At 62.8% G+C, this 20,246-nt stretch carries 18 protein-coding genes and 1 tRNA gene; 8 read left to right on the forward strand and 11 right to left on the reverse strand.

Annotated features, from left to right (window positions below):
* Positions 1-50 precede the first annotated feature (50 nt).
* Entirely contained in the window at positions 51-1,301 is a 1,251-nt protein-coding gene (locus DKM43_RS06370; protein ID WP_109797603.1) for a bifunctional 2-C-methyl-D-erythritol 4-phosphate cytidylyltransferase/2-C-methyl-D-erythritol 2,4-cyclodiphosphate synthase, read from the reverse strand.
* A gap of 104 nt (positions 1,302-1,405) precedes the next feature.
* On the opposite strand from DKM43_RS06370, the gene dusB reads away from it, so the two are divergent.
* The 7 genes from dusB (at position 1,406) to hflX (ending at position 10,880) form a co-directional block, all read left to right on the forward strand.
* Complete coding sequence (gene dusB, locus DKM43_RS06375; RefSeq protein ID WP_109797604.1) at positions 1,406-2,470, forward strand: tRNA dihydrouridine synthase DusB; 1,065 nt, start codon at positions 1,406-1,408, stop codon at positions 2,468-2,470.
* Positions 2,467-3,582, forward strand: a complete 1,116-nt coding sequence (locus tag DKM43_RS06380) for a two-component system sensor histidine kinase NtrB (RefSeq protein ID WP_109797605.1) — start codon at positions 2,467-2,469, stop codon at positions 3,580-3,582. Before dusB ends, DKM43_RS06380 begins: the two co-directional genes overlap by 4 nt.
* Positions 3,582-5,066 carry a sigma-54-dependent transcriptional regulator gene (locus DKM43_RS06385; protein WP_109797606.1) on the forward strand — a complete coding sequence of 495 codons (1,485 nt, stop codon included), beginning with the start codon at positions 3,582-3,584 and terminating at the stop codon, positions 5,064-5,066. Before DKM43_RS06380 ends, DKM43_RS06385 begins: the two co-directional genes overlap by 1 nt.
* Positions 5,067-5,143: 77 nt before the next feature.
* Positions 5,144-7,348 carry a sensor histidine kinase gene (locus DKM43_RS06390; protein ID WP_236632420.1) on the forward strand — a complete coding sequence of 735 codons (2,205 nt, stop codon included), beginning with the start codon at positions 5,144-5,146 and terminating at the stop codon, positions 7,346-7,348.
* A 12-nt stretch (positions 7,349-7,360) separates the two neighbouring features.
* Positions 7,361-8,746: a nitrogen assimilation response regulator NtrX gene (gene ntrX / locus DKM43_RS06395; protein ID WP_109797608.1), complete on the forward strand. Its 1,386-nt coding sequence runs from the start codon at positions 7,361-7,363 to the stop codon at positions 8,744-8,746.
* 209 nt (positions 8,747-8,955) lie between these two features.
* The gene (gene hfq / locus DKM43_RS06400; RefSeq protein ID WP_109798045.1) at positions 8,956-9,531 is read left to right on the forward strand and encodes an RNA chaperone Hfq; all 576 of its coding nucleotides are present in this window, start codon (positions 8,956-8,958) and stop codon (positions 9,529-9,531) included.
* Positions 9,528-10,880, forward strand: a complete 1,353-nt coding sequence (hflX, locus tag DKM43_RS06405; RefSeq protein ID WP_109797609.1) for a GTPase HflX — start codon at positions 9,528-9,530, stop codon at positions 10,878-10,880. The genes hfq and hflX overlap by 4 nt, the downstream gene beginning before the upstream one ends.
* Here the strand turns inward: hflX and mazG are convergent.
* From mazG to DKM43_RS06450, 10 genes are all read right to left on the reverse strand, one after another.
* Positions 10,861-11,634: a nucleoside triphosphate pyrophosphohydrolase gene (gene mazG, locus DKM43_RS06410; protein WP_109797610.1), complete on the reverse strand. Its 774-nt coding sequence runs from the start codon at positions 11,632-11,634 to the stop codon at positions 10,861-10,863. The two genes, hflX and mazG, sit on opposite strands and share 20 nt — an antisense overlap.
* 151 nt (positions 11,635-11,785) lie before the next feature.
* The gene (locus DKM43_RS16455) at positions 11,786-11,956 is read right to left on the reverse strand and encodes a hypothetical protein (protein ID WP_161554044.1); all 171 of its coding nucleotides are present in this window, start codon (positions 11,954-11,956) and stop codon (positions 11,786-11,788) included.
* Positions 11,953-12,720, reverse strand: coding sequence for an MBL fold metallo-hydrolase (locus DKM43_RS06415; RefSeq protein WP_109797611.1), 768 nt, complete (start codon positions 12,718-12,720; stop codon positions 11,953-11,955). Before DKM43_RS06415 ends, DKM43_RS16455 begins: the two co-directional genes overlap by 4 nt.
* 10 nt (positions 12,721-12,730) lie before the next feature.
* Positions 12,731-13,507: a TatD family hydrolase gene (locus DKM43_RS06420; protein ID WP_109798046.1), complete on the reverse strand. Its 777-nt coding sequence runs from the start codon at positions 13,505-13,507 to the stop codon at positions 12,731-12,733.
* The gene (gene metG / locus DKM43_RS06425; protein ID WP_109797612.1) at positions 13,507-15,072 is read right to left on the reverse strand and encodes a methionine--tRNA ligase; all 1,566 of its coding nucleotides are present in this window, start codon (positions 15,070-15,072) and stop codon (positions 13,507-13,509) included. The genes DKM43_RS06420 and metG overlap by 1 nt, the downstream gene beginning before the upstream one ends.
* A gap of 8 nt (positions 15,073-15,080) precedes the next feature.
* Positions 15,081-16,082, reverse strand: a complete 1,002-nt coding sequence (locus DKM43_RS06430; protein WP_109797613.1) for a DNA polymerase III subunit delta' — start codon at positions 16,080-16,082, stop codon at positions 15,081-15,083.
* On the reverse strand, positions 16,079-16,726 hold the full coding sequence (tmk, locus tag DKM43_RS06435) for a dTMP kinase (RefSeq protein WP_109797614.1): 648 nt from the start codon (positions 16,724-16,726) through the stop codon (positions 16,079-16,081). The genes DKM43_RS06430 and tmk overlap by 4 nt, the downstream gene beginning before the upstream one ends.
* Positions 16,723-17,796: a D-alanyl-D-alanine carboxypeptidase family protein gene (locus DKM43_RS06440; protein ID WP_236632421.1), complete on the reverse strand. Its 1,074-nt coding sequence runs from the start codon at positions 17,794-17,796 to the stop codon at positions 16,723-16,725. The genes tmk and DKM43_RS06440 overlap by 4 nt, the downstream gene beginning before the upstream one ends.
* A 161-nt stretch (positions 17,797-17,957) precedes the next feature.
* Positions 17,958-18,944, reverse strand: a complete 987-nt coding sequence (locus tag DKM43_RS06445) for an SPOR domain-containing protein (protein ID WP_109797615.1) — start codon at positions 18,942-18,944, stop codon at positions 17,958-17,960.
* Positions 18,928-19,971: a lytic murein transglycosylase gene (locus tag DKM43_RS06450; RefSeq protein ID WP_407938483.1), complete on the reverse strand. Its 1,044-nt coding sequence runs from the start codon at positions 19,969-19,971 to the stop codon at positions 18,928-18,930. Before DKM43_RS06450 ends, DKM43_RS06445 begins: the two co-directional genes overlap by 17 nt.
* A 134-nt stretch (positions 19,972-20,105) precedes the next feature.
* Between DKM43_RS06450 and DKM43_RS06455 the strand changes: the two genes are divergently transcribed.
* A tRNA-Ser gene (locus DKM43_RS06455) sits at positions 20,106-20,195 on the forward strand.
* Positions 20,196-20,246 lie beyond the last annotated feature (51 nt).

The following is a 20,246-nucleotide window of genomic DNA, read 5'->3' on the forward strand; positions in this document are numbered from 1 at the left end:
CCGGGGCATTCCGCCGAATCATGCCAATCACACATCGTCCAATTCCTCGTTCAGGTTTCAGTGGCAACCAGAGTTGCCGCCGCCTGGGCTGCAATTCCCTCGCCGCGGCCGGTCATGCCAAGCCGTTCCGTGGTTGTCGCCTTGACGGATACGGCAGCGCTGTCAATCCTGAGAATCCGGGCAAGCGTCTCACGCATGGCCGCTTTGTGCGGTCCGATTTTCGGTGCCTCGCAGATGATCGTGACATCGACATTGCCGATACGATAGCCGGCCTCCTGCACGAGGCTGACAGCATGGTCCAGAAATCGGTCGGATGAAGCGCCCTTCCACCGGGGATCGGATGGCGGGAAATGATCGCCGATATCACCCGCTGCAATCGCGCCAAGCAGAGCATCGACAAGCGCATGAATGGCCACGTCAGCGTCGGAATGCCCTGACAGTCCCTTGTCGTGAGGGACCTTGACGCCGCAAAGCCACAGAGCTTCCCCTTCAACAAGGCGGTGCACATCAAAGCCTGTGCCCATTCGGACCGGCAGGGTCATGGCCTTCCTTCTCTCGCTATGCCTGCCTGTCTCCGTTTCGGATGATGCGGCAGGATATTCCAGCAGATCATGCGCGAAGGTTACCTTGCGCAGCGCCTCGTCGCCTTCGACCAAAAGCACCGTGTGGCCCGCTGCCGTCGCGACTTGCGCATCATCTCCCGCGTCGGGCAGTCCTTGCCAGTTTCGATGTGCGGCAAGAATTGCCGTGAAATCGAAGGCTTGCGGAGTCTGCACACGGTAAAGCTCCTCGCGGGCAACGGTTGCCGCCATGGTGCCATCGGCGCCGCGCACCATGCTGTCGACCACAGGCAGCACCGGAACAGCCGCGCGCCCCTTGCGGAGTGCTCCGAGCAGGCGGGCGATCACGGGTTGCGGCAGCACGGGGCGCGCGGCATCATGAATGAGCACGGTTTCGGGAGGGGCGCCCGCCAGTTCTTCAAGCGCGCGGCGCACCGATTCCTGTCGTGTTGCACCGCCGGTCACGAACACCACCTGCCGAAGACCAGCAAGAGCGGCCTCGGCTTCGGCTTCCCACCCAGAAGGTATCGCCACGACGACCGGTGCGATGCCCGCACGCAGCAGGCTTTCAACCGAATGCCTGAGCAGCGGCTTGCCTTGCCAGATCACGAATTGCTTCGGCAGCTTGGTGCCCGCCCGCAATCCTTTGCCTGCTGCCACGACGACGGCTGCGCCGCGCGATTGCGCGGTGCTAAGTGTCTGCTCGGTAGCCGAGGCTTGATCGTCTGCTGCGCGTTCCATTGCCCGCGCCTCTACCAGCGCACTGGCTTCAGGAGCAACAACCTTGCCGTTGCATTTGCAATCGACTATGCGCGTGCCTGTTTTTTAGGCAGAATGACCCCAGCATGTCGAGCATTCCCGTCCCGCCAGTTCTGGCCCCGATCCGCGTAGGCCCCGTCACCATCGATTGCCCGGTGGTGCTCGCGCCGATGACGGGCGTGTCCGACCTGCCTTTCCGCACCATCGTGCGTCGCTTCGGCTCCGGTCTCAATGTCACCGAGATGATCGCCAGCCCTGCGGCCATCCGCGAAACGCGCCAGTCGATCCAGAAGGCGGCCTGGCACCCGATGGAGGAGCCGGTCTCGATGCAGCTCGTCGGTTGCGAACCGGAGCAGATGGCCGAGGCCGCGAAGCTATCGGAAGACAAGGGTGCGGCGATCATCGACATCAACATGGGCTGCCCGGTGCGCAAGGTCGTGAACGGGGATGCGGGCTCTGCCCTGATGCGCGACATTCCCCTTGCCACGCGGCTGATCGAGGCAACGGTCAAGGCCGTGAAGGTTCCGGTCACGGTCAAGATGCGCATGGGCTGGTGCCATGACAGCCTGAACGCCCCTGAACTTGCCCGCATCGCGCAGGATCTGGGCGCGCAGATGATTACCGTTCACGGCCGCACCCGCAACCAGATGTACAAGGGCCACGCCGACTGGGCTTTCGTGCGCCGGGTGAAGGAAGCGGTGAGCATTCCGGTCATCGTCAACGGCGATATCTGCGGGATCGACGATGTCGCCACGGCTGTGGAACAGAGCGCGGCCGATGGCGTCATGATTGGCCGAGGATCCTATGGACGTCCCTGGCTGCTGGGGCAGGTGATGCACTGGCTGCGCACGGGCGAGCGGCTGTCCGACCCCACGCTTGCCGAGCAATATGCCCTGATTGTCGAGCATTATCACGCGATGCTTGCCCATTACGGAACGGTCACGGGCGTCAACATGGCGCGCAAGCACCTTGGCTGGTACACCAAGGGGCTGCACGGCTCGGCTGATTTTCGCAACAAGGTCAACTTCATTGACGATCCCGATGCGGTGCTCGCGAGCCTTGCCGAGTTCTATGGCCGGGCGATAGATCATCAGCTTGCCACGCAGGACAGCGCGGCGGGCGTCGGGATCGGCCAGCGCGCAGCGGCATGATCGCCTTTCCGGAATGGCATCGCAGCGAACCGGGGCAGAAGCCCGACCCAAAGCGCGTTGTCTCCAGCCTGCCACTGGCCCTGCTCCAGCTTGATCCCGATCTGGTCGTGGCGTCGGTCAACCCGGCGGCCGAACAGCTCATGGGGCAAAGCTACCGGCGTCTTGTGGGCCGCAAGGTTGCGGACCTGTTTGACTTTGAAGAGCCGCTGATCCTTGATCGCCTTGCCGAGGGCGAGGCGCACCTCTTCGCGCGGGGAGTGCGCGTGCGGATACTGGGGCAGGCAGCACGCGAGTTCGACGTGATGATCAGCCCGGTCAATCATTGCCCCGGCTGGCAACTGCTGATGCTTCACGAAGGCGTGGGTGTGGAGGCGCTGACGGGGGATGGTGCCGGTGCCGGGGGAGGCGAGGGCGTGGCCTTGCGCGCGCCCGAAGTGCTTGCCCACGAAATCAAGAATCCGCTTGCCGGCATTCGCGGCGCCGCACAACTGCTTGACCGCAAGCTGGATGATCGGGACAGAGCCCTGACCGGGCTGATCACCGGCGAGGTCGACCGGATCGCCAAACTGATCGATCAGATGCAGTCGCTGTCCCGGCGCAGCCTTGAGCCGGCGCAGCCCTGCAATCTTCACGAAGCGGTGCGTCGTGCCGAAGCGGTTCTGACGGCCGGGCATCCCGGCAGCGTTGCGATCCGCGAAGAGTTCGACCCTTCGCTGCCCGCAGTGACAGCGAATCCCGATGCCTTGGTGCAGGTGCTGCTGAACCTGCTCAGCAATGCGCGCGAAGCCTGCGAGGGTGTGCCCCATCCCGCCATCACCGTGCGGACCCGATTCGCGAGCGGCATCCAGCTGCACGCCGGGCCAGGCGGCAAGCCTTTGCGCCTGCCGATAGAACTTCGTGTTTCAGACAATGGGCCGGGCATTGATCCCGTTCTGCGCGATCACATTTTCGAACCGTTCGTCACTGGCAAGAAGCACGGGCAGGGCCTTGGCCTTGCGCTGGTGCAGAAGCTGGTGCGCGAGATGAATGGCCGCATCACGCATGATCGTGACGAGGTGAAGGGGGTGACCCATTTCCGTCTGCACCTTCCCGTGGCGGGGTCCGTATCCTGATGTCCAAACGTATCCTTCTGGTCGAGGACGATGCGTCGATCGCTTTGGTTATCACGGCCGCACTGGAAGCCGAGGGCTTCACGGTGGACCGCTGCGAATCGATCGCCGAGCGTGACCGTCTGCTTGCCGGGCACGGCTACCTGCTGCTGATGACCGATGTCATGCTGACCGATGGCGATGGGATCGCCACGCTTGGCCCGGTCCGCGAAGCGCATCCCGATCTTCCGGTCATCATCCTTTCGGCACAGAACACGCTCGATACGGCGGTTCGGGCCAGCAATACCGGCGCCTTTGAATACTTCCCCAAGCCTTTTGATCTTGAAGAACTGGTCCGCACCGTAACCCAGGCCATCGGCAGGGCCGAGGCCGCAGCAGCCACCGCAGAGCCGGAGGTGCCGCAGGGTTTGCCGCTGGTCGGGCGCAGCGCTGCCATGCAGGCGGTCTATCGCATGATTACGCGCGTTCTGCGCAACGATCTGACCGTCCTCATTCTCGGCGAATCCGGAACCGGCAAGGAACTCGTGGCAGAGGCCATTCATCAGCTTGGAAGCCGCCGCTCCGGCCCCTTCATCGCTGTCAATACGGCCGCGATTCCAGCCGAGCTGATCGAAAGCGAACTGTTCGGCCATGAGAAGGGAGCATTTACCGGTGCGGTTGCGCGCTCCATCGGCAAGTTCGAACAGGCCAGTGGTGGCACGCTGTTCCTCGACGAAATCGGCGACATGCCGATGCAGGCGCAGACCCGCCTTCTGCGCGCGTTGCAATCCGGTCGCATCCGGCGGGTTGGCGGACGTGACGAGATAAAGCTGGACTGCCGGATCATCGCGGCCACGAATCGCGATCTCCTGCCGATGATTTCCGCCGGAACGTTCCGCGAGGATCTCTACTATCGGCTCGCGGTCGTTCCGATAGAGCTGCCGCCGCTGCGCGAACGCGCCGATGACATCGAGGCGCTGGCACGCCATTTTCTCGTTCAGGCGGCGAGCGAGGGCCTGCCGCGCCGAAATCTTTCCAAGTCGGCGGCCGAGGTGCTGGCGCGCCATCCGTGGCGCGGCAATGTCCGGGAACTGCGCAATTTCATGTATCGGCTGGCCCTGCTGGCGCGTGAGGAGGTCGTCGATGCGGCGGGCGTCGAAGCTCTGCTGGATGCGTCGGGTGCGGCAGGCGCGCCGGCCTCGCACAGGCAGGACGATGACAGGCATACGGGCGCGCCGCCTGCGGCCTTGCCTGCCCAGACGGCCGGTCCCGCCGATCTCTCCGCTGCGGTCGAATACTGGCTCGAAGCAAATGCCCCGGCGCAGGGTGAGGTTTATGACGCAGCGCTTGCCGCCTTCGAGCGTCCGCTGTTTCTTCACGTGCTTTCACGCACAGCGGGCAACCAGCTTCGGGCCGCGCAGATTCTGGGGATCAATCGCAACACCCTGCGCAAGCGGCTGGTCGAATTGCAGATCAATCCTGAGGATGCGGCGACGACCCGTCATTAATTCTGCTTGCAACGGCGCAACAGTGGTGTTGTATATGTGCAACGATGCAGCAGTCAGGCAAAGACACCTCGCGCCGAATGCCCCGCTGGTTCCGGCGTCTGCTGGTTGCGCTGCGGCGGGCCAATGTCTTCTTCCTGCTTGAGCTTGCGGCATCCACAATCCTTGTCCTGATGCTTTCGGTCAGTTGGCTGACCGTGACCGGATCAACCGGCGAGGGGCAGATCCTTCCCTCAAGGCTCACCTCAAGCCTGCTGATCGGCACGCTTGTCCCTGCCATGACCTTGCTGGTGCTGGCAGGACGGCGATTGGCCATCCGGCGTGCGGCCCGCAGCGTGCTTGGCTCAAGTGGCCGCCTGCATGTGCGCCTCGTCTGGCTCTTTTCGCTGATCGCGGCGATTCCGACGCTGCTCGTGGTGGTATTCGCCTCGCTGCTCTTCCAGTCCGGGGTCGAGTTCTGGTTTTCCGACAGTTCGCGGGGAATGCTTGAAAATGCCAACAAGCTGGCGCGCGGCTATTACGAGGACAAGCTGCGCGACGTTTCCAACCAGACCGTTGCCATGGCGGGCGACATCCGCGACTTTCTCGATCAGGCCAATATCGCCTCGATCGAGTTTGCCGAAGGCTATTCCTTTCAGGTCCTGAGCCGCCAGCTCAACGAATCCGCGATTGTCGAACGTGGCTCGGACGGGAGCCTGCGCACTGCGGCCATCGTCGATCCCGACAAGAACACCGAGCGCGAGCGCGTCACGCCGCAGGATATTGCCCGGATCGAAAAGGGCGAGGGGGTCGTGGTCAAAGCCTCGGCCGAAAGGATCGAGGCGATCACTCCGATCGATCGCAAGCGCGAGATCTACCTCTATACCGCGCGCAATTCCGACATGCTCGCGCTTGGCCAATGGGAGCGCGCGCAGAGCGTGCTCAAATCCTACGACATGCTGACAACGCGCGCGCGCGCGCTGCAACTGCGGTTCAACATCCTGCTCTTCGCGGTAAGTCTCGGCCTTGTCGCCATTGCGGTCTGGGCGGCGCTGCGATTTGCCGACCGCCAGGTGGCGCCTCTGGCCGAACTGGTTTCGGCGGCGCGCACGATCGGCAGCGGCAATTTTGCCATGCGCGTCGCGCAAAGCAGCGGCACCGACGAGGTGGGCCTGCTCGCCCGTGCTTTCAACCGCATGACCCAGCAGCTTGAAGGGCAGACAAAAGCACTCGTTTCCGCAAATGCCCAGCTTGAGGTGCGCCGCGCCTTCATCGAAGCGGTGCTTGAATCGATCACGGCCGGGATCGTCTCCATCGGTCGCGATGGCTCGGTCCTGCTTATCAATTCTTCGGCCCAGCGAATGCTTGTGCCTGCCGATGCACCCAGCCCCATCGGGCGGCCTCTGGCCGAAGTTTCCCCGGTGTTTGACCAGCTCGTGACGTCGGGACAAGCCAATCATGTCATCCAGCAGCCGATGGGCGGCGATCTGAGAACGCTTGCGGTGAGGGTGGTCAAGGACGACAACGGCCATGTCATCACCTTCGAGGACATCTCGCGCCAGTTGCTGGACCAGCGCCGGGCGGCATGGTCGGACGTTGCCCGGCGCATCGCGCACGAGATCAAGAACCCGCTGACGCCCATCCAGCTCGCCACCGAGCGGCTCAAGCGGCGCTATGGCCGCCAGATTGCCAACGATCCCGAACTTTTCGAGGAACTTACCAGCACGATCATTCGTCAGGTTGGCGATCTGCGCAAGATGGTCGACGAGTTTTCCTCGTTCGCCCGTCTGCCCAAGCCGGTGTTTCGAGCCGAAGATGCCAGTGATCTGGTGCGACAGGCCCTGTTCCTTCAGGAAGTAGCGCATCCGGCGCTCGATTTCAGCTTCGCGTGTGACGTCAGCACCATGCCGCTGCAATGCGATCGCCACCAGTTCGGACAGGTCATGACCAACGTCCTCAAGAATGCGATCGAGGCCATTGAGGCGCGGGCAAAGCACGAGGACATCGATTATCGCGGGCGCATCGCGGTCACGCTTTCAGGCGATGAAACGTCCGTCACGGTTGAAGTGGTCGATAACGGCATAGGGCTGCCGGCAGAGCGTGATCGCATTCTTGAGCCCTACATGACCACGCGCGAGAAGGGCACGGGCCTTGGCCTTGCCATCGTGCACAAGATTGTCGAGGAGCATGGCGGCGAGATGGCTTTTGCTCCCGAACCCACTGGTGGCACGCGCGTCATCATGCGCTTTGCGCGTGATCCGCTTTCCGCATCTCCGGCATCTGCTGCACACGCTGAACAGGACTGACAGGACCCCGACATGGCACTCGACATCCTCATCGTGGACGACGAACGCGATATCCGCGAACTAGTTGCGGGAGTCCTTTCCGACGAGGGCTATGGCTGCCGCCTTGCTGCCGACAGCACTGCCGCGCTTGCCGCCATTGATGAACGCCGCCCCAGCCTTGTCCTGCTTGACGTATGGCTTCATGGCAGCCCCATGGACGGGCTGGAAGTGCTGGACGAGATCAAGAAGCGCGAGCCGGAACTGCCGGTCATCATCTTTTCCGGCCACGGCAATATCGACACCGCGGTATCCGCGATCAGCCGCGGTGCGATGGACTTTCTGGAAAAGCCCTTCGAAGCCGAACGCCTGCTGCTGCTGGTTGAACGCGCAACCGAGACCGAGCGCCTGCGCAGGGAAAACCAGCGCCTGCGGCAGGGCTTCGCCATGGCTGAGGAGTTCACCGGCAACAGCTCGGCCATCAATCAGGTGCGCGCCACGTTGAAGCGCGTGGCGAATACCGGCAGCCGCCTGCTGATTTCCGGGCCTGCCGGATCGGGCAAGGAAGTGGCGGCGCGCCTGCTGCATTCGTGGAGCCCGCGCGCGCAGAATGCCTTCGTTACCGTGAACTCCGCGCGTATCACGCCCGAACGGTTCGAACAGGAACTGTTCGGCGAAGAATCGGACGGCAAGCTGGTTCGGGCAGGGCTGCTGGAAATGGCCGATGGTGGCACTCTGTTCCTTGATGAAGTGTCGGACATGCCGCCGTCCAGTCAGGCACGCATCCTGCGAGTGCTGACCGAGCAGTCCTTCGTCCGGGTCGGCGGGCATCGGCAGATCCGCGTCGATGTCCGCGTCGTATCCTCTTCCTCGCGGCCTCTTGAACGCGAGATTGCCGAGCGCCGCTTCCGCGAGGATCTCTACTACCGGCTGAATGTCGTTCCGGTTGCGATTCCCCCGCTGGCAGAGCGGCGCGATGACATTCCCGCGCTGGTCGATCATTTCTTCACGCGCTACGCCAACGAGCAAGGCGTTCCCCCGCCTGCGGTAACACCCGAAGCCATGGCCGCGCTCCAGAGCTATGACTGGCCGGGCAACGTGCGGCAACTGCGCAACGTGGTTGAAAGGACGATCATCCTTGCCCCGCGCGAACGCCTTGCGCGGATCGACCCCGACATGCTTCCTTCCGAGATCGTGGCAATGCCCATGGGCGGCGAGACCGGTGCATCGGCGCTGATGGGAGTGCCCCTGCGCGAGGCGCGCGAGAACTTCGAGCGCGAGTATCTCAAGGTCCAGATCCGCCGCTTCTCCGGCAACATTTCGAAGACCGCAGCCTTCATCGGGATGGAACGTTCTGCGCTCCATCGCAAGCTCAAGCTCCTTGGCATGGCCGAACGCCGCGAGGGCGAAGACGAGGACTGACTGTCGGGTGATACCGGTGGGCGAGGGCTACGCATTCGCATGAATTGGCCCCCCTCCTCAATTTGGCATGTTTACCTTCGGTCGATGCGGCCCTACATTGCCCGACGAAGCCGGCCGGAACGGGATTTTGCCTTGGTGCGCATCCCCCGATGGCCAGATTGCCTGTGACCGGTTCCGGTGCAGGCCAATACCAAACGGAGTCACGTGAAATGACCGGAAAGACCTTGTCCGCTCGCCCCCGGCCCAAACCGGAACCCGCCCCCGCGGTCGAAGCTCCTGCGGTTACCCCCGGCGCGACAGGCGGTAAGGGCCAGAACCTTCAGGACCTCTTCCTCAATCATCTGCGCAAGAACAAGATCCCGGTCACGATGTTCCTCGTGAAGGGCGTCAAACTCCAGGGAATCGTCACCTGGTTCGACAATTTCTCGATCCTTCTGCGCCGCGACGGACAGTCCCAGCTGGTTTACAAGCACGCAATCTCGACGATCATGCCCGGTCAACAGCTTTCCGTTGCGCACTTCCAGACAGGTGGCGACGAGAACGGCAAGAAGGCGCGTCTTTTGCAGGAAGTCTTCCTGTCAAGTGTCCGTGATGCGGCGGTCCAGGTCACAATGTTCCTTGTCAACGGTGTGATGCTTCAGGGGCGGGTGGCGTCCTACGATCTCTTCTGCATGCTGCTTGAGCGTGAGGGCTACGTCCAGCTCGCCTACAAGCACGCTGTTTCGACGATTCAGCCTGCCGGTCATGTGGACCTGACTGGCGACTGGGATGGTGAGGATTCCTGAGCACTTTTGAATTTGGCAACAACGCCGGCGACATTGCCGGCGAAGTCACCCGCGGCGCACGCGCCATTGTGGTCCTGCCTGATATCCGTCAGCGCGGCGGCGGTCTTGGTATCGATGCCGAGTCCCGGCTTGAGGAAGGGCAGGGCCTCGCCCGCGCGATCGGGATCGAGGTGGTTGATGCCTTCATTCTGCCTGTCCGTAACGTTCGTCCGGCCACGTTGTTCGGTGAAGGACAGGTGGAACGAATGGCCATTGCGTGCAACCAGTCCGACGCCGAACTGGTCATCGTCGATGGCGCGCTTTCGGCAATCCAGCAGCGCAATCTCGAAGAGAAGCTCAAGCGCAAGGTCATCGACCGCACGGGCCTGATCCTTGAGATCTTCGGGGAACGTGCAGCGACCGCCGAAGGACGGCTTCAAGTTGAACTTGCCCACCTTGATTATCAGGCGGGGCGTCTGGTGCGCTCGTGGACGCATCTTGAGCGCCAGCGCGGGGGCTTCGGCTTTCTCGGAGGGCCGGGCGAGACCCAGATCGAGGCCGACCGGCGCCTCATCCGCGGACGCATGGCCCGGTTGCGCCGCGAACTTGAGCAAGTTCGTCGCACCCGCGGCCTGCATCGCGAACGTCGCCAGCGCGCACCTTGGCCAGTGATTGCGCTTGTTGGTTACACCAACGCCGGAAAATCCACCCTGTTCAACCGCTTGACCGGGGCTGACGTCATGACGGAAGATCTTCTCTTCGCCACGCTTGATCCCACTATGCGTGCCATCCGCCTGCCCGGCGTCGAGAAAGCAATTCTGTCAGATACGGTTGGCTTCATCTCGGATCTGCCGACCCAGCTTGTAGCGGCCTTCCGGGCAACGCTGGAGGAAGTGACCGCAGCCGACGTGATCGTCCACGTGCGCGATGTGGCCAATCCGGCCAGCGCAGACCAGAAGGCCAAGGTGGAGCAGATCCTCGCCGATCTGGGTGTGATCGGGGAAGGGGGCGCCAAAGTCCCGATCATCGAGGCGTGGAACAAATGGGATCTTCTCTCGCCTGAGGAGCGGGCGGTCCGCAGCGATCTCGTCGCAGCCAAGTTGACGCAAGTTCCGGTCGTCCCGATTTCTGCGCTGACCGGCGAAGGGATAGACAGGCTGCTTGAAAAGCTTGGCGAATTGCTCACGGGCGGCGCGCAGGTCGTCGAACTTACCATTCCCCTGTCTGATGGACAGCGGCTGGCATGGCTCCATGCGCATGGGGAGATACTGGAGGAGCATGAGATCTCTGGAGAGGATCGGCCTGCGATGCGCATCAGGGTGCGGCTGAGCCAGCGCGAACTGGGGCGCTTTACTGCCCTGAACGCTTGACTGCCTGCCACAGGGATTCCTGTTCATCGAGCGAAAGATCGGCAAAGCGGCCTTCGGCAAGCTGCTCCATGGCGCGAAAGCGGCGTTCAAACTTGGCGTTGGCCGCGCGCAGTGCCTCCTCAGGGCCTATGCCATGCTTGCGCACAAGATTTACGGCAGCAAACAGAAGATCACCAGCTTCGGCAACGCGTTCCTCGTCTGAGGAAGCCTGTGCAAGTTCTTCTATTTCTTCAAGAACCTTATCTCTAGCACCATCTGAATCCGGCCAGTCAAAGCCTTGCCGGGCAGCGCGCTTCTGGAGCTTTTCAGCGCGCATCAGTGCCGGGAGGGAAAGCGCCACACCGTCAAGGGCGCTTTGCGCGCCTTTGGCGGCGCGCTCGGCGGCCTTGGCAGTTTCCCAGCGATCTTCGCGTTCCTCTTCGTTGCCATCAATGCCGCCGAAGACATGGGGATGGCGGGCTTCCATCTTTTCCGAGATCGTTGCGGCGACATCGTCGAAATTGAACAGGTCGAGTTCCTCGGCCATGCGGGCGTGGAAGACGACCTGCAAAAGAAGATCGCCCAATTCCTCCTTCAAACCCGGCATGTCGTCGCGGGCTATGGCGTCCTCGACTTCGTAGGCTTCCTCAATCGTGTAGGGCGCGATTGTGGCGAACGTCTGGGCGCAGTCCCATTCACAGCCGCGCTCCGGATCGCGCAGGCGCGCCATGATGCCCAGCAGGCGGACGAGATTGGTGGTGGGGTTTTGGTTCATTGCATCAGTCCGGATTTTGGTGCCGCCGGATTTTGGGCGATGTCGAAGCGGAGGCAGCAGAAGCGTCGCAGGAACACGGCTACGCAAACAAAGAAATAAGTTCGATAATAAGTATTATGTAAATTAGGATTGCGATGGCTTGGCACCATCATCACCAGCCCAGCACCGAAAACAGCAAAGCCGCCGCAAGGATCAGGAAAGCCCACAAGGCTCCCATTCGCAGCCCTTCCGACATCCCGATCCGCTGGCCGCGCCAGTTGGCCACAAGCAGCACCAGCGCCATGACCAGACCGATGAACCGGACAATCTGATCCGCGCTCACAGAACGATCTCCATGCCGTCGTATGCCGGTTCGACATGATCCGGGGTTTCCGCACAAAGCGTCCGGTAATCCATCGACTTGTCGAGATGCGTGAGGATGCCGCGATCAGCGCGGCTCGCCTCGATCAGTTCCAGTGCCATGGCAAGATGCGCATGGGTTGGATGTGGCTGGCGCCGCAGACAATCCACCACCAGAACGTCAACCTTGTAGAACAGGTCGATCATCTCCTTGGTAATCTCGCTGAAGTCTGTGGCGTAAGCTATGGCTTTTCCGGCCTGAGCGAAGCGATAGGCAGTTGACTGAGCCGGGCCGTGCGGCATCTGGCAGTGGCTGATTCCGATGCCGCACAGCATCCTCACGCGGTCCAGATTATCGAGTTCGCAGATCGTGTGGTATCCGTGCTGCCCGGCAAAGACGTAGCCAAAGCGCTGGCGCAGGCGCCGGACCGTCTCTCCGGCGGCATAGGCCGGGATCGGCCCGCCGCGTCCGTATCGCAGGGGCCGCAGATCATCGATTCCATGGCAGTGATCGGCGTGGTCATGTGTCCACAGCACCCCGTCGACACGGTCTATCCCGCAGGCCAGGAACTGCTGGCGAAGGTCTGTGGGCGTATCCACCAGCAGACGGCTGCCGTCCTCTCCCTCGACCATGATCGCCACGCGCGTGCGCCGGTTGCGCGGCTCATTCGGATCGCAATCGCCCCAGTCATTGCCGATGCGTGGAACGCCCGTGGACGTGCCGGAACCGAGTATGGTCAACTTCATGACCGCGCCTTCACAGCGACGCTTTGCGGAACAGGTTGAAGAAGTTTCTGCCGGTAACGTCCGCCAGCGCTTCCGTGCTGGTGCCGCGCAAGGTCGCGACGAAAGCGCATGTGTCCGAGACAAAAGCCGGTTCGCATGTCTTGCCGCGGTGAGGCACCGGTGCCAGAAACGGCGCATCGGTTTCGACCAGCAGCCGGTCCTCAGGCAAGCTGGCCGCTATGGCCTGCAAGTCTTTCGCATTCTTGAATGTTACAATTCCTGAAAGTGATATCGAAAGGCCCAGGGCCAGCATCTTCGAGGCAAAGTCGGCCGATGCCGTGAAGCAGTGGATCAGCGCGGGAAAGGCCCCCTTCCCCATTTCCTCTTCAATGATCCGCGCCGTATCCTCCTCGGCGTCGCGAGTGTGAACGATCAGCGGCAGGCCGGTTTCGCGCGCAACGGCGATGTGCACGCGAAAGAGATCCTGCTGGACCCCGCGGTCGGAATGGTCGTAGTAATAGTCCAGACCAGTCTCTCCGATGCCGATCACCCTCGGATGGGCTGCCGCCTTCAGCAGCGCTGCCTCGCCCAGATCGGCATGTGCATCGGCCTCGTGCGGGTGAATGCCGATGCTCGCCCAGACATCACCCTCGCGCTCGGCCGTGCCGACAATATCGGGCCATTCGCGCAGTCGGGTCGAAATGTTGAGAAAACCGCGCACACCGCTTTCGCGTGCGCGGCCAAGCACTTCACCCTGCTGCTCGACGAGCCCCTTGTAGTTGAGATGACAGTGGGAATCGATCAGCATCATTGCGCGGCAGGCTCCTCAGGCAGATCGAGCCTGGGAAAGGCTGGAACCGGCTGCGCGATATGTTCGCCAGTGGCGACCCTCGCCAGATACCAGTCGGCATCGGCAAGGTCGGCATAGGCCCGCGCTTCGAGCGGAATGCCGAGCTGATCCAGCACCTTGGCCGCTGCCGCGGGCACGACCGGGGCAATTGCGATCGTCAGGTCGCGGATCGCCATGAACAGGGTTAGCAGAACGGCCTTCATCCGTTCGGGATCGGTCTTGCGCAAGGCCCAGGGTGCCTGCTCGTCGACATAGGCATTGCAGGCAAAGACCGCGCGCATCCATGCCTCGATACCCGCAGAAAAGTTCAGCGCGGCAAACTCGCGCGGCAGTTCGTCGTGACACGCGCTGAAGACCGTCGCCAGAAGTCTGTCGTCGGCCTCGACCGTCGAGAACTTCTCCAGTTTTCCGCCCATGTTCTTGAAGATCATGGACAAAGTGCGCTGAACCAGATTGCCGTAGCTGTTCGCCAGTTCGGCGTTGCACCGAGTGACGATGGCTTCGGGGGAATAGGAGCCATCCTGACCGAAGGCGACTTCGCGCATCAGGAAATAACGCAAGGGATCAACGCCGAAGCGCTCTGCCAGATCGAGCGGATCGGTGACATTGCCCAGCGACTTCGATTCCTTCTGCCCGCGGTTGAGGAGGAACCCGTGGCCGAACACCTGCCTTGGCACGGCCACGCCCGCACTCATAAGGAACGCAGGCCAATAGACCGCATGGAACCGCACGATGTCCTTGCCGATCAGGTGCAGATCTGCTGGCCAAAACCTTGCAAAATCTCCGCCTTCATCAGGAAACCCCAGCCCGGTCAGATAGTTGGTGAGCGCATCTACCCACACATACATCACATGGCCATCGCTTCCGGGCACCTTGATGCCCCAGTCGAAGCTGGTTCGCGAAACAGACAGATCGCGCAGACCGCTTTCGACGAAGCGCATGACCTCGTTGCGACGGCTGTCAGGCTGGATGAATTGCGGGTTTTCCGTGTAGAGCCGCAGGAGTGGCTCGGCATATCTGGAGAGTCTGAAGAACCAGCTTTCCTCGACTGTCCACTCGACCGGCGTGCCCTGGGGCGAAAGCTTTTCGCCACCCTCCCCGACTACGAGTTCGCTTTCGTCATAGAAAGCCTCGTCGCGCACCGAATACCAGCCTTCATACCGATCGAGGTAGAGATCGCCGCGCGCTTCCATGCGGCGCCAGAGTTCTTGCACCGATGCGTGATGACGTTCTTCGGTGGTGCGGATGAACACATCATAGGATACATTCAGTCTATCGCACATCTCTATGAAATAGGATGACATTTCATCACAAAGTGCGCGCGGGGTCATGCCCAGTTCGCGGGCCTTCTGGGCCATCTTCAGGCCATGTTCGTCTGTGCCAGTCTGGAACCTGACGTCCCGCCCCATTGCCCGCTGGAACCGTGCGATCACGTCTGCGGCAATGGCTTCGTAGGCATGGCCGATATGCGGCTTGCCATTGGGATAGGAAATGGCGGTGGTGATGTAAAAGGGTTCGCCCATCGGGCCGGTCACTTTCTGGTCTGAAGGCAGGAGACTTGATGCGCCCCTTCCCTAATCGGCGCAGCCGATGCCAGCAAGGAGCCGATTTCGGTCATCAGCATTCCCGCGTCGAAGTTGTAGATGGGCGCTTCTGCGGCAAGCCTGACCAAACGGGCATGGACATCCACCAGACGCAGGCGCTCAGGATCAGCGGCGCGGTTCAGCGCACGCACCACCGTCATCCGCGCGGCCTCGATCGTCGCGGCGAGGCGTTCGCGATCAGGCCGCGCTCCCAGCACACTGGTCAGCGATGCGCGCAGGGAAAGATCCGGATCGCCACGCTCAAGCAGCCTTTCGAAGATGGCGTGCGCCCTCGCCAGATCCTGTCCGGCAAATGCGAGCGCCGCCCCCGGCGCGCCTCCTGCGAGCAGAAGCGCCATCCGGCGGGTGTCGGCATCAAGATGGGGCGCTTCGGCATCGAGCGCACGCGCGACATCGGCCTCGGTCAGCGACTGGAAACGCAGGATCCGGCAGCGCGAACGCACTGTTGGGAGCAAGCGCCCAAGAGCATGGACAACCAGCAGGAAAAAGGTTCCGAGCGGCGGTTCTTCGAGGCTCTTGAGCAGCGCGTTGACAGCATTCTTCTCAAGCAGATCCGCTGCATCGATGATGACAGCGCGCCGCCGCCCCAGCGTAGGCCGTGTCGTCAGCCGACGTTGCAATGCGCGCACCTGATCGATCGTGATGTTGCGCTTCAACTGGAACGGCTTGCCATCATCCCGCTTCTTCGCCTCGTCATCGTTGGCCGGAAGCGGCGACAGGACCAGAATATCGGGATGGGCTTCAGCCGAAGGCTGCGACACGCCCGGTTCCGCCACGAGTTCGGCTGCTGCCGCCATCGCGAAGCTGGCCTTGCCCAGCCCTTCCCGCCCGGCCAGAATCCAGCCGTGGTGCATGCGCTCGCCCATCATTGCGGCACGCCAGATCCGCCATGCCTCATCGTGCCCGATCAGGGGAGCGGGGCCAGTCATGCGGGAAGATGAGGCCCAAGGGCGGCCATGATGCGGTGATGCACATCATCGACGGTGCCGAGCGCATCGATCACTACAAAGCGCTCCGGTTCCTGTTCGGCAAAGCCCCGGAATGCACTGGCCACGCGCACGTGAAACGCGGCCGAACGGCCACCGATCCGGTCGGCATCATCACCATCGCGCTTGGCAAGCCGCGCTGCCGCTGCTTCGGGCGGGAGAGTGAGCAGTATCGTCACGTCGGGGAGGAGAGAACCGCTACCAATGCGGTGAAGCGTCATGACCTCTTCATCGCACAGACCACCGCCTGCGCCCTGATAGGCGCGGCTGCTGTCCACGAAACGGTCACAGATGACCCAGGCACCGCGCGCCAGCGCCGGCCGGATCAGGCGCTCCACATGGTCGGCGCGTGCGGCGGCAAACAGCAGGGCTTCAGCGCGTGCTCCCCACCCCTCGCCTTCGGTGCTCAGCAGCATCGCACGGATCGCCTCGGCACCGGCCGTCCCGCCCGGTTCGCGCGTGGTGACAACTTCAAGTCCGCGCTCGCGCAGGGTAGCCGCCAGAAGCCTGCCTTGCGTGGATTTGCCGACACCCTCGCCGCCTTCGAAGGCAATGAAGCGTCCTGCCGAATGGCTTGCAGCGTTCATCGTCCGAAGATCCCCAACATGCCATCACGCAGGCGTGCCAGCATTCCGCCTGCGGCAACGTCCTGCCCGGCGACGAGCGGAAGGATTCGCACCGGCTCTCCCGGAACCCGCACAAGCAGACTGGCAACCGCATCTCCTCGCGATACCGGGGCCTTTAACGGCCCCCTGTAGCGCACCGAAAGCGTGTAGCGGGCCTTTTCGCCTTTCGGCACCGTCACGCTCAGCTCTCTTGGGGCAATCAAAGGCACGCTGCGCTCCCTTCCGCCCTGCACGCTTGCCGTCGCAACTTGTGCTCCCTTGGAAAAGATCGGCTTTGCATTCCAGGCAGCAAAGCCCCACTCGATCAGGGCACGCGACTGGCGCGCCCGGTCCTGCGGCCTGTCATAGCCCCCAAGCACCATGACCAACCTGCGTCCATTTCGTTCGGCCGAACCGACAAAGCCATAGCCCGCCTCGTTGGTAAACCCTGTCTTCACACCATCGGCGCCCTGCACATAGCCGTAAAGTGGATTGTGGTTCGGCTGGGTGATCCCGCCCCAGGTCATTTCTGCGTGGCCATAGAAGCGCCGGTAGAGATCGGGAAAGCGCGTCATGAGAGCACCGCTCAATGTGGCAAGGTCGGCGGCGGTCACGTAAGTTTCGCCTTCGTCCATCCAGCCGTTGGGGGTGTTGAAGTGGCTGTCACGCATCCCAAGGTCTGCTGCCGCCGCATTCATGAGCGCAGTGAAGGCGGGCACAGATCCGCTCGCCCCCTCCGCCAGAACGACGCAGGCATCGTTGGCCGAAACCGTCACGATGCCCTCGATCAGTTCCGCCACTGTCGGCTGCGCATCGGCAGGCAGGAACATCGTGCTGCCCACGCCGCGCCATTTGCGAAACGTTTCAGGCCGCACGCCCAGGCGCTGGTCCAACCGCAGCCGCCCCTTGCTGAGAAGGTCGAAAGCCACATAGCTGGTCATGATCTTGGTGATCGAGGCGGGAACGAACCTGCGGTGCACGTCTCTGGCATAAAGAACGCGCCCCGATCCGACATCCACGAGCAGGGCAATCGGTGCATCGATCGCCGGCATGGCCTGAGCGGTCCCGGACTGACCGACGGTCGCTGCAACGTCAGGAGAGGCCGCAGAGGTGGCCCCCCCCGCAAATGCCGCCAGAGCCATGCCAATCAGGATATTCGAGCGCAACTGCATTCCCCGCAAAACGACAGGGACCAGATCCGCGCACGACAGGCTTAAGGCGCGGTCATGATCCGAGCGTCGGCATAGCCTTGCGCGCGCACCTTCGCCAGCGCTGCATCGGCTTGTCCACGATCGTCATGCGGCCCCACCCGCACGCGCCAGAACTTCCCTGCGGGCGAAACAGTGCCCCCCACCGTCCGGGCCACGCCTTCGGCCCGTGCCCTGGTCGAGAATGCACCCACCTGCACGAACAGGCCGCGCTCGGCCTTGGCGGTGGTGCCCGGTGCCGGGCGGGCAACCGACACAGCCTTTGCGTCTGTTGCCGGGTGCGGTTCAGGCTTGGCGGGGGCTGGGGGCTGGGTGGCAGTGACGCGGTTCGCCTGCTCGGCCGGCTTTGCCGGTGGCTTTGGCGCGGGCATTTTCGTTTCCTGCGCCATCGCTGTGCCAATGGCTGCGGGTGGAGCGTCCACAGTTGTGGCCGGCATCGCAACCGTTCCCAGCTTACGCCGCAGCGCGGCAAGCAGGCCCGGCGGCGTGTCCATGCGCACGGGCGCCTCGGCACCGCTGCGCAACAGTGCACGCTCCGCCTCAGGCGGGTTGACCCTGCGCACCCGAACCGCAACGCGACCGTTCTGCGGCGCGCCAAGCTGGTTCCATGCAGCCGGTGACAGCGCAAGAAGATCAGAGCCGGTCATCGGGCCGCGCATCGTCAGCCTGACCAGTATCGTCCGGCCGGTCTCCAGCGAAGTAACCTCGACATAGCTTGGCAGAGGGAGCGTGCGATGCGCTCCGGTTATGCCTGTGCCCAGCGCACCATCTGCGGCCCGCTGCGCCTGCCCGACCGAATCGTAGTTGAGCGTATCTGCGGGCGTGTAGGTGACGCCATCGATCACGAAAGGGGCGCCCAGAACCATCGGGTAATCCCCGGCCGGTCCGCGTGCGGCACCGTCTGGAAGAGCGGAAACCCGCGCATTGGCACCACCACAGGCGGCCAGAAGCAGGGTGGAAGCGAGAGCGATCCGGCTAGCGGCTGATTTCATCTGCAAGAAGTCCTACGGACAGAGCGTAAAAGTTCGAGCAGTTGTAATCGAGGATAACCCTATAATTTCCGGTTAGCAGATATCCGGTCTTGCCGCGGCCATCCGGTTCCAGCAGCGTTGCCATCACATTGTCTGCCGGCCACGCGCCCGATCTGGGAACCACGCCCAGCGCACGCCATTCGGCCATGGTCTTCCATCCGGTATGCCGGTCGAACACGCGCGGGCAGCGCGGGCTGCGCAGCGATGTGCCCAGCCTTTCGCGGTTAAGCTCATCAGGCACGCTTACCGCAAGGCCCCATGGCTGACCCGGCCGCCAGCCCGCATCGCGAAAATAGTTGGCGATGGAGGCGAGGGTGTCCGCACGGTTCGACCAAATGTCGGCAAGGCCGTCGCCATCCGCATCCACGGCGACGCGCAGATAGACGGATGGCAGAAACTGCGGATTTCCGAATGCCCCTGCCCAGCTTCCGACCAGCCTTGAACGCGGAACTCCCCGGTCCACCATCTTCATCGCCGCGATGAACTCGTCAGCGAACAGTTCCCGGCGCCGTCCTTCGTAAGCCAGAGTCGCTAGCGAGCGCGGCAGATCGAAGTTTCCGGTGTAGCTACCGTAATCGGTCTCGTGCCCCCAGATGGCGAGGAGAATCGGCCCCGGAACACCGTAGCGCGCCGATATCGTGGCGACTTCACGCGCCGCTGCCATTAATTGCTGTCGCCCACGTGCAATCCGCGAGGCATCGACATGGCTGCGGCGATAAGGCTCGAATGCCGGGATTGCGCCGCTGTTCGATCCGGGCTGCGCCCTGTCCAACTGGACAACGCGCGGATTGAAGGTCAGGCCTTGCGTCACCTCGGCAATGGTGCGCTCGCTCACGCCCTCTGAACGGGCGCGTGCGCCAAGAAGCTGCAAATAGCCCTGAAATCCTGCTTCCGAACCGACCTCCTGCGCAACTGACGGGGCAGGCTGCATAAGCCAGCCGAGAAAAGCAACGGCGCCGATCAAAGCCCGCTGAAGCTTTGGGGCCATCTTGAGGCCCTTCGCATTCGTCCGGTATTCCATCCCGAACCTGTCGCACGTCTGCGCCACAATGGGAATCCCCCTTTGCGCCGCCACGCAAAACCGCTAACGGCTCCCCGTCGGCGGCGCGTTCGTCGATCTGCGGACAGGTGGCCGAGTGGTTTAAGGCAGCGGTCTTGAAAACCGCCGTGGGTGCAAGCTCACCGTGGGTTCGAATCCCACCCTGTCCGCCATTTTCACCCGTTTTGCTTCACGGCAAGCATCACCTGATGCCTTGCCAACGA

It is taken from the genome of Novosphingobium meiothermophilum (genome assembly GCF_003171715.1).
Classification (GTDB): domain Bacteria; phylum Pseudomonadota; class Alphaproteobacteria; order Sphingomonadales; family Sphingomonadaceae; genus Novosphingobium; species Novosphingobium meiothermophilum.

Bases quoted from the DNA above. Each gene is read 5' to 3' on its own strand.
- DKM43_RS06370 (WP_109797603.1), bottom strand. From the start codon at position 1,301: ATGGAACGCGCAGCAGACGATCAAGCCTCGGCTACCGAGCAGACACTT.
- dusB (WP_109797604.1), top strand. From the start codon at position 1,406: ATGTCGAGCATTCCCGTCCCGCCAGTTCTGGCCCCGATCCGCGTAGGC.
- DKM43_RS06380 (WP_109797605.1), top strand. From the start codon at position 2,467: ATGATCGCCTTTCCGGAATGGCATCGCAGCGAACCGGGGCAGAAGCCC.
- DKM43_RS06385 (WP_109797606.1), top strand. From the start codon at position 3,582: ATGTCCAAACGTATCCTTCTGGTCGAGGACGATGCGTCGATCGCTTTG.
- DKM43_RS06390 (WP_236632420.1), top strand. From the start codon at position 5,144: ATGCCCCGCTGGTTCCGGCGTCTGCTGGTTGCGCTGCGGCGGGCCAAT.
- ntrX (WP_109797608.1), top strand. From the start codon at position 7,361: ATGGCACTCGACATCCTCATCGTGGACGACGAACGCGATATCCGCGAA.
- hfq (WP_109798045.1), top strand. From the start codon at position 8,956: ATGACCGGAAAGACCTTGTCCGCTCGCCCCCGGCCCAAACCGGAACCC.
- mazG (WP_109797610.1), bottom strand. From the start codon at position 11,634: ATGAACCAAAACCCCACCACCAATCTCGTCCGCCTGCTGGGCATCATG.
- DKM43_RS06415 (WP_109797611.1), bottom strand. From the start codon at position 12,720: ATGAAGTTGACCATACTCGGTTCCGGCACGTCCACGGGCGTTCCACGC.
- DKM43_RS06420 (WP_109798046.1), bottom strand. From the start codon at position 13,507: ATGCTGATCGATTCCCACTGTCATCTCAACTACAAGGGGCTCGTCGAG.
- metG (WP_109797612.1), bottom strand. From the start codon at position 15,072: ATGGGCGAACCCTTTTACATCACCACCGCCATTTCCTATCCCAATGGC.
- DKM43_RS06430 (WP_109797613.1), bottom strand. From the start codon at position 16,082: ATGACTGGCCCCGCTCCCCTGATCGGGCACGATGAGGCATGGCGGATC.
- tmk (WP_109797614.1), bottom strand. From the start codon at position 16,726: ATGAACGCTGCAAGCCATTCGGCAGGACGCTTCATTGCCTTCGAAGGC.
- DKM43_RS06440 (WP_236632421.1), bottom strand. From the start codon at position 17,796: ATGCCGGCGATCGATGCACCGATTGCCCTGCTCGTGGATGTCGGATCG.
- DKM43_RS06445 (WP_109797615.1), bottom strand. From the start codon at position 18,944: ATGAAATCAGCCGCTAGCCGGATCGCTCTCGCTTCCACCCTGCTTCTG.
- DKM43_RS06450 (WP_407938483.1), bottom strand. From the start codon at position 19,971: ATGGCCCCAAAGCTTCAGCGGGCTTTGATCGGCGCCGTTGCTTTTCTC.